This is a genomic window from Methylotetracoccus oryzae (genome assembly GCF_006175985.1).
Classification (GTDB): Bacteria; Pseudomonadota; Gammaproteobacteria; order Methylococcales; family Methylococcaceae; genus Methylotetracoccus; species Methylotetracoccus oryzae.
The window spans coordinates 39,158-52,007 of record NZ_SRSH01000018.1; the positions used below are offsets into that span (position 1 = coordinate 39,158).

Below are 12,850 nucleotides of genomic sequence, written 5' to 3' on the forward strand. Positions count from 1 at the left end.
ACGTACGCGCTCGAAACCTACCGCGGTGCGACCGGCTCCGAATTCACTCGATCGAGATCCGTCACAAGCAGATCGCAGTTCGCAAGTGACGCCACACGTTTGGTCGTACTGCCCAACAGCCAGTCGGCCAATAGACCGGAACCGCCTCGGCCGATCACGATCAGGTCGCAATCCTGTTCCTGCTCCTGCTCGAGGATTCGCGTCGTCGGCCGGCCGTAGACGATCGCCGATGGCGAAACCGCACCGGACAGTGCCGCGTACCGCGTCAATGCCTCCATTTTCAGCGTCGCCTCGGCTCGGGTGGCCGCTTGCAGCTCGATCATCTCGACATCGGTCAGCCCCGCATAGTGCAGCTTCCGTTCGAAAGGCAGCTCGAACGCATGCATCAGGGACAGTTCCGCGTCAATCGAAACTGCGCGGGCCAGATCGACAGCGGTTTCGGGATGACCTGAAAAATCGACGGGCACCAGAATCCTGCGGTACGGCTCATGCGGCGTCTGCTTGACGATCAGCACCGGGCGACGCGTCATGCGCAAGGTACGCTCGGTCGTCGTACCCATCATAAGCTCCGGCACGAAGCCTGCGCCGCGAGCCCCCATCACCAGCAGGTCGGCGCCGATGTCTTCGGCAGAGGCGACGATTTCCGGCAGCACCGAGCCGGTGACGAGCCGCGCCTCGACGTCGATCGCATGGGATCGTCCGAGACCATCGGCCAGCCCGGACAACACGCGTGCCGCCTCATCCAGCAGGCGCCGCTCACGCAGTTCGCCCGAGTCCCCGAGGACATGGCGCAGTCCTTCGATCAATCGCATGTCCACGACATGCAGCAGCACGACCCGGGCGCCACAGCCAGCGGCCAGCAAGCCGGCCCGGTGGACGGCATGCCGCGCCGGAGCGGACAGATCGGTTGCGACCAGCAACGTGCGAAACGGCTTCATCTACTCACCCTGCCAGTGGAGCGACGGCTTACGACGCTGCGTACCCTCTGTTACCAGTTCATCCGGTGGGCCGGTTCGGCATCCTGCCGATGGGCCGGCAAGTCCATGCTCCGGCCTGTGTCGGCAGGTCGCGCGCGTCTTGCAACGCCCCTTAGCCCACCAACCGGGCTTCGGCATTTTGCAGGTCACCGGGCGGGCCGAACAGGACGATGACGTCACCTGCTTCAAGCCGGGTGTCCGGCGGCGGGGCCAGCACACGAGCCCCCTGCCGGACCAACGCCGCCGACACCACGCCATCCAGCCCAAGGTCGGACAGCGTACGTCCCACGGCACCGCCATCCGGCGGCACCAACACGGGTCGCAAACGGTCGCTGCCGGCCGCGTCCGGCTCGTCGGCAAAAACGCTGTCACCACGAAAAAACTCGCGCAGCAACAGGTAACGTTCCTGCCGCTGTTCCCGGACGCGCCGCATCACCCGGGCTAGTGGCACATCCAGCAGGAGCAACGCCTGGGATGCGATCATCAGCCCCGCCTCCAGCGTCTCCGGAACGACCTCGGTCGCACCGGCTTGCCTCAAGTCTTCGACATGAGCCTCATCGCGCGTGCGCACCATGACCGGCAGTTCCGGGCGCAGGGTCCGGACATTCGCCAATACCTTGCGAGCCGCGGCAAGGTCGTCGTAACTCACAACCACCAGACGCGCCGTACGGACGCCGACTGCCTCCAGCATGTCGCGCAGAGCGGAATCGCCGTAGTAGACGGGTTCGCCGGCGATACGCGCCTCCCGGACCCGGGAGGGATCCAGATCCAGCGCGACATAAGCGATCCGCTCCTTTTCCAGCAGATGCCCGACGCTCTGGCCAATGCGGCCATAACCACAGATGATGGCATGGTCGCGCAGCGTTTCACCCACCTCATCAAACGACACCGCACTGTTGAGTTCGGGTGGGACTGAGCGACCCTCTCCCACCAGAGCGCCGGCGATGGCCCTGTTGAAGCGAATCAGCAAGGGCGCGACGATCATCGAGAACAACACGGCGGTCAACACGATCTGCGCGGGCTCCTCCTCGATGATGCCCGCACCCAGTGCCAGTGCGAGCAGCGCGAAGCCGAACTCCCCGCCGACCGCGACCAGCAACCCGACGCGCCATGCCGTCAGCGCGTCGATTCCGGCCCAGCGTCCCAGCCCGGCAACCAGCAGGGTCTTGACGCCGAGCAATGCAAGGGCGCCGACCACGGCCCAGTGCCAGATCGCGGGGATCGCCGAAGGATCGACGAGCATACCGATGCCCACGAAGAACAGCCCCAGCAAGACATCCCGGAACGGCCTGATCGTGGCTTCCATCTGATGACGGAACTCGGTCTCGCTGAGCATCATTCCGGCGAGAAACGCGCCAAAGGGCATCGACAAGCCGAGCAGATGGGTCAGTGACGCGGCCCCCAGACAGGTCAATAGCACCGTCAGAGTGAACAGCTCCGCCGAGCGGCGCTCGGCGACCGCATGAAACAGCGGACGCAGCAGCCACCGTCCCGCGGCGAACATCAGCGCGAACGCCAACACGGCCTTGCCCAGCGCTCCGGTCAGAGAGTCCATCAGCCCCAGTTCGAGGGCTTGGCCCAACACCGGAATGGCCACGACCAGCGGGACGGTCGTGACATCCTGAAACACCGAGAGCGCGACACCGAGGCGCCCATGGCGGCTATGCTCTTCACCCTGCTCGGACAGCTGTTGGCTGATCACGGTGGTGGAGGATTGCGCGAAAACGGCACCGACCACGAAGGCAGCGGCGGGCGAAAGTCCAGCCAACCACGCCGAGATCCCGATGACAACCGTAGTCAGCGCCACTTGCGCCGTACCGAGCCCGAGCACCAGATGCCGCAGCGCGTGCAGTTGTGAGAGCGAGAAGCTCAGGCCGATGGTGAACAGCAGAAATACGATGCCGAATTCCGCCGCGCTCTTGATGTGCTGCTGCTCGATCACCGGCCCGGCCGTGTGTGGACCGAGCAGCACTCCCACCATCAGGTAGGCAAGGCTCGACGGAATGTGCAGGCGCTGAAACAGGAACACCACGCCGACCGTGCACCCAAGCAACAGCAGCATGTCGAGAAACCAGGAATCGAACATCAGTGTCATGGCTTTACAATCCGCGGTATCCCGGGACAACTCTTGACGCGGCCCCCTCCTCTAATAGAGTGGTGGTTCCATCGCGTCGTTCAAGCCAGCCCCTGACCGGCAGAGACCATTGCACTGTTTACCAGACCGCTACTGGCTGGTTCAGGCACCGCCAGCAAGGTTCCTGACTTCCACGCTGATACCGTTGTCGCGGGAAGCCGCAACGAAATCGTTGATGGCCTCCAGGATGTCCTGATCGACGAAGCGGGCACGGCTGCCGTCGATGATCAGATTGCCTCCCTCGTCGATGCTGTCGAAATGTCTGCGCAACAAGGCTTTGTTGAGAAAGGAGACGTCCTTCTGCAGCCGCAGCAGATAGTTCTTCCCATCCCGGGTCAGTGTGATGGCGGCGTGGAAATTCGCCCGGATCACGAAAAACAAGCCGACGACCATGCCGATCGCGATGCCCTTCAACAAATCGCTGATCAGGATCGCCGCAATCGTGATCACGAACGGCAGCAGCTGATTCAAACCCTTCCGGTACATCTCGACGAACAGCGCGGGCTTCGCCAGCTTGTAGCCCGTCAGCAGCAGTACGGCCGCAAGCGTAGCGAGCGGGATCAGGTTCAGCCCCCAGGTCAGGAAACTGACGCTGAGCAGCAGCAGAACCCCGTGGACGAAGGCCGCGACCTTGGTGCGTCCCCCGGCGTTCACGTTTGCCGCACTGCGGACGATCACCGCGGTCATCGGCAGTCCGCCCATCAGTCCGCACAGGAAGTTGCCAAAACCCTGGGCGCACAACTCGCGATTGGTAGGGGCCACCCGTTTCAGCGGATCGAGCTTGTCGACTGCCTCGAGACTCAGGAGGGTTTCCAGACTCGCGACGATAGCCAGCGTCACCGCGATCACATAGACATCCGGATTCCAGATGGCCGAAAAGTCCGGCGGGGTGAAATGATTGATGAAGTCCGCCAGCCCCGCGACTTCCGACAACTGCACCAGGTGCTCGTGTACGATCTGCAGGCCGGGAAAGTACCTGGCCGTGATCAGGTTATAGGCGATCCCCCAAACCACCGCGACCAGAGGACCTGGCACCAACGACAGCAGGCGGTTGCGCTTGAATGGGGCCGTTTCCCACGCCAGCATGATCGCTATAGCCACCACACTGACGATCACGGCGCCGACGGAGATCTGGCCGAATGAGCGGAAAAGATCCAGCACCGTGCCCTCGGCATCGAGGGGCATGTACGTCTCGTCGCCCTCGAGTTCGGCGTCATAGCCTATGGCATGCGGCAACTGCTTCATGATCAGGATGATTCCGATCGCTGACAGCATGCCTTTGATGACCGACGTGGGAAAGTACGCGCCGATCAGACCGGCGCGCAACACGCCGAGCGCGAACTGGATCAGCCCCGCCAGCGTGACGGCCAGCAGGAACTTGTCGAAGCTGCCGAGCGTCTCGATGGCGGTCAACACGATGACCGTCAAACCGGCGGCAGGACCGCTGACGCTCAGCTGCGAGCCGCTGGCCCACGAAACGATAACCCCGCCGACGATGCCGGTGATGAGCCCGGAGAACAGCGGAGCGCCCGACGCGAGCGCAATGCCCAGACACAGCGGCAAGGCCACCAGGAAAACGACGATTCCCGCAGGGATGTCATTCTTCAGATGTCCGACGTAATAGTCGACGTGTTTTCGGATCATGGGATGCCAGTTCGAAGTTGGGATGATCTTTGGGGTACGGGGAATTGATTTGGCCGGCCTTGACAGCCATCGCACTCGCTCGCGGTAACTCGGCGGTGGCGCCAATCAGGTGTACGCTGCGCCTGCGCTTCTCCTTCTGGGTGACGGCTGACACCTTTCGGGCTCCATTTGCTCAAGCGCCCTTCGCGACGCCCAGCAGAGACGAGCCTGACACGAGAGCGGTGCACCCCCAACCGTGTACGCAGTCTGCGGCCACGTTGACCACCAGGCGCCCGTACGCGATCAGCTACCTGTTTGGCTAGTCCTGCCCGCGCCGAACCGGAGAAAAACCGATCACCCGCCGGAGATGAGCGGCCCGGAACGCCAGGCCGTCGCGGAGGCTGGCAGGGGTTGGTCACGCAGCACAGGCCACGACAAGTTTCGACTCTTACCCGAGTTTACGCGCACTATTGTCGACTTGACCAGCGGACACCCGATCCATTCAATGCCGCGTATCCGGACTGACTGGAGTCGCCGGAGGCCATGGCGCGAGCGAGGATCTAACGATGACAGAGCCCGGTATTGCGGCGCGCTTGGCCAGTATCGCGCGCCGAGATGACAAGACAAACAGGCAGGCGATCTCTCGACTTCGACCTTCTTCGGCGCGATCGGGCAAGCGTGCCGATTCGATACCCTGCCGGATCGCCCCCACCGAAATGGCACCCGGTGCGCCCTACGGGGGCTCGCCTACGCCTGGCGCTATGGACCCCTCAAACGATACCCGGGCCGCTGTCCATTCATCGCCGGCAAGGATCACATCCGAGGGCGCGGGTGGGGCAGACCGCCGATCACCGAGCAGAATGGGGCTGGCGCTGACAGCCAACACCACCGCCACGGCAGCCCCGCGCTCCACCCAACGCCACCACGAGATATCATCGGCTGGCCAGAGCCCACCCTCTCCGGTTGCCGAAGAGCCGGCCGCATTCCCCATCGGATCGAGTCGCTTCCAGGGGCTCGACTTCAACCAGGCCAGCAGTGCACCACACAGAATCAGGGTGGCGATACCGCCAAGATTGATCGCGACGATGCTCAACGGGTGATGCCCGACCAGATCGAAAACCATCCCGCCGACATAAGACAGCACCATGGAAATCGTGAAGATGGGGAGGGATTGCTGTCCCATCTGCACGATCAGCCGTCCAGCCGGGCGGGTCAGCCAGACCTGCGGGCCACGGAAGACGACACTCGCCAGATAGGCCAGCGCCAGAAAATGGACTAACCGCAACGGCCCGAAACGCGTCTTTTCCAACCAGGGCAAGAGAGTAGCGTGCAAATCCTGGAGCCACACGGTCGGGCGCAGCGCCGGTTCGGGGCTGAGTGGCAGGGACAGCGCAATGATCGCAAGACTCAACAACACCGGCGTCCACATCGGCGGCGGTGGACGCAACCAACCTGCCCCGAAACCGAAGCCGATGAAGAAGATCAGTTGCCAGCCGAACGGGTTGAAAAACCAGGGGCGGTCGCCAACCGGGTCTGCCAGGAACTCGAGATCCCACACCCACATTGCCAGATAGACCCCAACCGGCAAGGTCATCGCAAGTCCGCGGCTTATCTGGGCCACCGCGAGGACACCCGGTATCCACAACATGATGACCAGATACATCGGCAGAATGTCGAAGTAATGCGGCACGTAGCGCAAAGCCAGCAGGGATCGGAGTGCCTCCTCCGTTTCGTCGAAAAAGTAGCGGATATTGAGCTGTGTGATGTAGTCCCGCGTATCCAGCAGGCTGTTGCCGAGCACGCAGGTCACTGCCATGAGCCCGAACAGCGCCAGATGGGCGGTATAGATCTGGCCGCAGCGGTGAAACACGCGCAGACTGCCGAGGGCGATTCCGGCGGAACGGAAGGTCTTGCCATAGGCAAGCGCAGCGGCGAAGCCGGAGGCGAAGACGAAAATCTCGGCCGCATCGCTCAGGCCGAATCGCGACGGCGTGAACAGCAACGCCTCGTTCGCTGGTACGTGATTGATGAATATGATCAGCAACGCAACGCCGCGAAAGAAATCGAGCGTCAGATTTCGGGACATTGCTGCTGGGTTGGTCAGGACGGACATGGTGCCTGTGGGTGAAATCGGAGCGGGAAAGGTCTGGTTGCGCTGTTTCGGGCAGTCCGCGCCAGCCTTGGGGGCCCTCGCCCGACAGAGCGGCACACAGTTTACGCCCCGAACCTTTCACGAACCTTTCAGCCGGCCCTTCACGCGGGCGGTGCGCAGCGTATGGGTTCACGCCGGTGCGGCGTCACGCCCCCGATACCCGAGCGGCTTCGGCGGCGGGCTCCACACATAGCGCCCGAGCGCGGGGAGCCCCGGCATCTAGATCGGCTCGTACCGCAACTGCCGGAACGCGCCAACATCGGTGACCCAGGCGATACCGTCGCCCTTTTGTCCGGTATGGCAGGTTTCATGAATGATCCCCAGGATCTCGACGACCTTTTCCTCCGGCGCGATGATCTCGATGCGGACTTTCGGTGAGAACTCGGTCAGTTCCGACCAGACGTCATCGTGCGACTCGGGACCGTCGTGGTAGCTGCAGCCCTCGGCGTGCACGACTGTCATGCCGGGGAAACCGTTCATCCTGCGGAAAGCGGAGCGAAGTCGGCTGAGGCGCTGCGGCTGTATGACGGCTTTTATTTCTCTCATGGCGGGCTCCTAGGCTTCGATAGGACGGTCTTCGAACCAACGGTACAGGGTCGGCAACACGACGAGCGTCAGCAAGGTCGAGGTGATCAAACCACCGATCACGACGATCGCGAGCGGTCGCTGAACCTCTGACCCAGGCCCCGTCGCGAACAGGAAGGGCATCAAGCCCAGCATCGCGACCGTGGCCGTCATCATCACCGGACGGAAACGCTGCTGGCAACCCTCGATTAGCGCAGGGCGTTGCTGCATGCCCCCGTCTCGCAAGCTGCGGATATACGAGATCAGCACGACACCGTTCAGGACCGCGATACCCCACAAGGTAATGAACCCGACCGAGGCGGGCACCGAGAGATACTCCCCGGTGACGAACAGCGAAAAAATGCCGCCGATAGACGCGAACGGCAAGACCAGAATGATCAGGCTCGCGAAGCGCAGCGAATTGAACAGCAGGAAGAGCAGAAAAAAAATGGCGGCGATCGTCAGCGGAATGATCACCATCAGGCGCTTCATCGCTCGTTCCAGATTCTCGAACTGGCCACCCCATTTCAGGAAATACCCTTCGGGCAAGTCGACGCGGTCCGCGATCGCCTGCTGCAATTCGGCCACGAAGCCCCCCAGATCGCGCCCGCGAACATTGGCCCCGATGACAATTCGTCGCCTTGCCATTTCCCGGCTGATCTGCGCCGGTCCGTCGACCAGCCGGATGCTTGCCAGGTCACGCAGGGGCACGCGGGCCCCTTTCGGCGAATCGAGCAGAATGGCACCGATCGCCTTCGGATCGGCCCGAAAGGCGGGCGGGAAGCGCACGACGGCATTGAAACGTCGCTCGCCCTCATAGATCTCCGTGCTGACCCGCCCCGCGACGGCCGTCTCCAAGACATCGTTGATGTCGGCCACGTTGATCCCGTAGCGCGCGATCGTGCGCCGGTCGATATCCACCACCAGATACTGCTGACCGCTAAGCCGCTCGACGCGGATGTCGGCCGAACCCGGAACCGAATTGACCACTTTGACGATCTCATCTGCGGTTGCCTTGAGATCCTCCAGTTCGTCGCCGAACAGCTTGATGGCAATGTCCGAGCGCACCCCGGTCAACATTTCGTCGACCCGATCGGAAATCGGCTGCGCCATGACGATCTGCACGCCGGGAATGACGCGAAGCTTCTCGCGCAACGCGTCCATGATGCGGTCCTGGTCCCAGCCCGGCGGCAGCCTGTCGCGGTCCGCAATCGTGACGATGGGGGTGGACTCGTTCTCCGGCTGGGAGTCCGTGGGGTTTTCGCTGCGCCCCAGCTGCGACACGGCCATCTCGACGCCCGGCACTTCCATGACCAGGCGCATGGCTTCGGTCTCCATGGCGACCGATTCGTCCAGCGAGATGCTCGGTACGCGATTGATGCCGGTCACGATCGAGCCTTCCTTCATCTCCGGAATGAACGAGGTCCCGAGGAACGGAAACAGCGACACGCTGCCGACGAGCAGCAGCACAGCGAAAGCAACCACGGTCCGGGGCCGCTCCAGCGCAAAGTGAAGCAACCTCAGGTAGGGCCGCTTCATCAGGGCGATGATCCAGGTATCGTGCTCGGCCCCTCCGCGCAGCAGATAGGAACACAACACGGGCGACAGCGTCAGCGAAATGATCAGTGACGCGAACAAGGCAATCGCGATGGTGTACGCCAGGGGCGCAAACATCTTGCCTTCGAGTCCGCTCAAGGTCATCAGCGGCAGAAACACCAGGCAGATAATACCGATGCCGAACAGCACCGGGCTGCCGACTTCCGCCGCCGCGCGCAGCACAATGACGCTGCGCGCCTCGCCACTACCCTTCGCCTCACCGAGATGGCGAAAGGCGTTCTCGACGACGACCACCGATCCATCCACCATGATGCCGATGGCAATCGCCAGCCCCCCCAGCGACATCAGATTCGCCGAGAGCCCGTAGCGGTTCATTACCATGAAGGTCACCAGCGGCGCGACGATCAGGGTGGCGACGACGATCAGGCTCGAGCGGATATCGCCCAGGTAGAGAAAGAGCACAATCACTACCAGCACGATCCCTTCGGTCAGGACTTTCGTGACCGTGTGGATGGCCGCATCCACCAGGACCGTGCGATCGTAGTACGGAACGATCTGCAAGCCGCCGGGGAGCATGCCTTGCTCATTGATCTCGCGGACCCGCTGCTTGACCTCGGTGACGATCCGCTTGGCATTGCCGCCGCGGATCATCATGACGATGCCGCCGACGGATTCGGTTCGACCGTTCTTGATCACCGCGCCGTAGCGGACCGCCGACCCGATGCTGACCCTTGCCACGTTGTGCACGAAGACCGGCGTTCCACCGGCCTCCTTGAGCACGATGTCCTCGATGTCCTGGACGCCCTCGATCAGCCCGAGGCCGCGAATCAGATATTGCTGGGCGAAGTAGGGTAATTTCCCGCCTCCCGCATTCGCGTTGTTCAGCGTCAGCGCGCTGTAGACGTCCTTGACCGTGAGTCCGTAGTGGTGGAGCCGGTCGGGGTTCACCTCGACCTGGTACTGCCGCTCGTAGCCGCCGATGGAGTTGATTTCGGCCACTCCGGGAATCCCTCGCAACAGGGGCCGGACGACCCAGTCCTGGATCGTCCGGCGCTCCATCAAGACCTCCTCGGTCAGTGCGCGGTCCCCGTCATGCGGACTGTCCAGCGTGTATTGATACACCTCGCCGAGACCCGTCGAGACCGGACCGAGCACCGGCGCCACACCCGGCGGCAGCCGCTCCGCCACCTCGATCAACCGTTCCAGGACCAACTGGCGCGCGAAATACACGTCGGTGTCATCCGTGAACACCAGCGTAATCTGCGACAGTGCATTCCGGTTCGCCGAGCGCATATCGGTCAGACCCGGCAGGCCAGTCATCGCAATTTCGAGCGGAACCGTGACGAACCGTTCGACCTCTTCCGGTGAACGCCCGGGCGCCTTTGCAGCAATCATGACCTGCACATTGGTGACATCCGGGAAGGCATCGACCGACAGATCATCGATCGCGGCGATACCGAAGCCGACCAGACACAGCGCCAGAACCACCACCACCAAGCGCTGTTGCAACGCAGAACGAATGAGCTTTTCGAGCATTCCGGGGGTAGCCTCCTTGGCGGCAGGTGATAGCGAGCGCGGCACGGGCGGGCGAGAAGCTGGGTTGCGGTGACACTTTCTGGTCACGCAGAATGGAGCGAAGCCAAAACGGTCTGTCGCCCCCGTCCAAGGCGCCGAGCCTGGTTTGGATTCTAAACCCCGAAACTTACACAGAGCTTTCAAGTGCCAGCGCGGAATGAACGTCCTGCTCGTAGAGGATGATGTTGCCCTTGCCGACGGCCTGAGCCACGCGCTGGCCCAGGCGGGCCTGCGCGTTACCACGGCAGGTAGTGCCAGCGCCGCAGACAGGCTGCTGTTGAACCACCAATACGATCTGGTACTTCTCGACCTCGGACTGCCGGACCGAGACGGATCCTGCGTGCTGGAACGCTTGCGCGCCCGCCGCGACTCAACCCCGGTGCTGATCCTGACGGCGCGCGATGCGATCGAAGACCGTGTGCGGGGATTGCAGCGGGGCGCAGACGACTACATCGTCAAGCCCTTCGACCTGCGCGAGTTGGAAGCGCGGATCCACGCGCTGATCCGCAGGCGGCGCGGCGCGTTCGGCACGCTGTTGCAGGCCGGACGCCTAAGCGTCGACACCGCCGCGAGTCAGGCCATGGTCGACGGCGAACCGTTGCTGCTATCGGCGCGGGAATACGGGGTACTCGAGGCCTTGATGGTGCAGACTGGGCGTGTCGTCAGCAAGGACCGGATCGCGCAGCGGCTCTCCGTCAGCGGGGAGGAACTCGCCGATAACGCGATCGAAGTCTATGTCCACCGCCTGCGCAAGCGCATCGAGTCGGCCGGCGTGCGGATCCGCACCGTTCGCGGGTTGGGGTATCTGCTGGAACGCGAGAGCGATGCGTAGCCCGACCAGTCTGCGTACCCAACTGCTGACTCGCCTGGCGCTCCCAATGGCGGTATTCGTGGTACTCGACGCCGGTGTGTCCTACTTCGTGGCACTGCACTACGCCAATGTCGCTTATGACCGCTGGCTATTGGACTCCGCGCGCTCGCTGGCACAGGAAGTCAAGGCACAAAAGGGCCGTGTCGTCTTCGAACTGCCACCGACCGCGCTGGAGGTCTTCCAATGGGACGAGGTGGACAAGACGTTCTTCAAGATTGAATCCTCACATCTTGGCTTCATGGCCGGCGACCGCGATATCCCCGCGCCGCCCGACATGGCGGCGGTTCGTGTGCAGCCCATGTATTTCGACAGCGCGATGCGCGGCCTCAAGGTCCGCGTCGTATCAATGGCGATAGCGCCGAAGAACAGTCCGGAAGAAGTCATAGTCCAGGTCGCAGAGACGGTGAACAAGCGCCGGGGCATGACGGCAGAGATCCTCGCCGCCGTTCTCGTGCCGCAACTCCTGCTCGTGCTGATCGGCGGGCTTCACGTGTCCGCGGGGATCAATCGAGGCCTGCGTCCCCTGCACGCTCTTACGCGAGAGATCGCCCAGCGGTCTCCGCGAGACCTCGCCCCGATTCCGGATACCCGTGTTCCGCTTGAAGTGCGGTCACTGACGCATACGATCAATGGCCTGCTGAACCGGCTGTCAACGGCGATGGCAACCCAACAGCGCTTCATCGCAAATGCCGCTCATCAATTCCGCACCCCCGTCGCAGCACTGAAGGTACAGGTCGAACGAACGCTCAGGGAAGCCGATCTCGACCTGCAGCGCACTGCCATGGAGCAGATCAAATCGAGCGCCGAACGGATCTCCCGCCTCACAAGCCAACTGCTGGCACTGGCCCGCTCCGAGGCGATCCTGGACGCCCCGTCCTCCTTTCAGCCCGTCGACCTGACCGAGTTGGCAACGGAGGTCTGTCTGGACTGGGCTCCGAAGGCCCTGCGATCTGGTGTCGAACTGGGATTCGATGCGGGAGCAGTGCCGCTTTGCGTTACGGGCGATGCGCACCTGCTGCGGGAACTGCTGCATAACCTGTTGGAGAACGCGCTGCTTTATGGCGCGGAGGGCGGGCAGATCGAGGTCCGACTTGCTGCGCGGCCGAACCCGGAACTGACGGTCGAGAACGACGGACGTCCCGTGCCCAGAAGCGAGCGCGAACGCGTATTTGAACGCTTTTATCGGGTACCCGGCACACCGGGCGAAGGTTGCGGCCTGGGGCTTGCCATCGTGAAGGAGATCGCGGATTTACACCAGGCGCACGTCGGAATCGTGCGGCGAAACCGAGCTGGCGGCACACGGGTCCGGGTGCGTTTCAAGACCTGAGTAACAGTCGACCCTGCTGCAGTCTGGACGGGCTTCACCCTGCCCGCGATTCCGCCCCAAGCATCCGGGG

General features: G+C 63.0%; 8 protein-coding genes. 2 read left to right on the forward strand and 6 right to left on the reverse strand.

Features of this window, described 5'->3' with window-relative positions; all coding sequences use genetic code 11:
• Positions 1-17: 17 nt before the first annotated feature.
• From BWR02_RS16585 to BWR02_RS16610, 6 genes are all read right to left on the reverse strand, one after another.
• Positions 18-938 carry a universal stress protein gene (locus tag BWR02_RS16585; RefSeq protein ID WP_139559033.1) on the reverse strand — a complete coding sequence of 307 codons (921 nt, stop codon included), beginning with the start codon at positions 936-938 and terminating at the stop codon, positions 18-20.
• 151 nt (positions 939-1,089) lie between these two features.
• Complete coding sequence (locus tag BWR02_RS16590; RefSeq protein ID WP_236102342.1) at positions 1,090-3,072, reverse strand: monovalent cation:proton antiporter family protein; 1,983 nt, start codon at positions 3,070-3,072, stop codon at positions 1,090-1,092.
• Positions 3,073-3,213: 141 nt separating this feature from the next.
• Entirely contained in the window at positions 3,214-4,755 is a 1,542-nt protein-coding gene (locus tag BWR02_RS16595) for a SulP family inorganic anion transporter (RefSeq protein ID WP_139559034.1), read from the reverse strand.
• Between the two features lie 712 nt (positions 4,756-5,467).
• The gene (locus BWR02_RS16600) at positions 5,468-6,847 is read right to left on the reverse strand and encodes an OpgC family protein (protein ID WP_139559035.1); all 1,380 of its coding nucleotides are present in this window, start codon (positions 6,845-6,847) and stop codon (positions 5,468-5,470) included.
• A 258-nt stretch (positions 6,848-7,105) separates the two neighbouring features.
• Positions 7,106-7,432, reverse strand: a complete 327-nt coding sequence (locus BWR02_RS16605; protein ID WP_139559036.1) for a P-II family nitrogen regulator — start codon at positions 7,430-7,432, stop codon at positions 7,106-7,108.
• A gap of 9 nt (positions 7,433-7,441) precedes the next feature.
• Positions 7,442-10,543: an efflux RND transporter permease subunit gene (locus BWR02_RS16610; RefSeq protein ID WP_139559037.1), complete on the reverse strand. Its 3,102-nt coding sequence runs from the start codon at positions 10,541-10,543 to the stop codon at positions 7,442-7,444.
• A 196-nt stretch (positions 10,544-10,739) separates the two neighbouring features.
• On the opposite strand from BWR02_RS16610, the gene BWR02_RS16615 reads away from it, so the two are divergent.
• Together BWR02_RS16615 and BWR02_RS16620 are read left to right on the forward strand one after the other, a co-directional pair.
• Complete coding sequence (locus BWR02_RS16615) at positions 10,740-11,414, forward strand: response regulator (RefSeq protein ID WP_139559038.1); 675 nt, start codon at positions 10,740-10,742, stop codon at positions 11,412-11,414.
• Positions 11,407-12,780, forward strand: a complete 1,374-nt coding sequence (locus BWR02_RS16620) for a sensor histidine kinase (protein WP_139559039.1) — start codon at positions 11,407-11,409, stop codon at positions 12,778-12,780. The genes BWR02_RS16615 and BWR02_RS16620 overlap by 8 nt, the downstream gene beginning before the upstream one ends.
• Positions 12,781-12,850 lie beyond the last annotated feature (70 nt).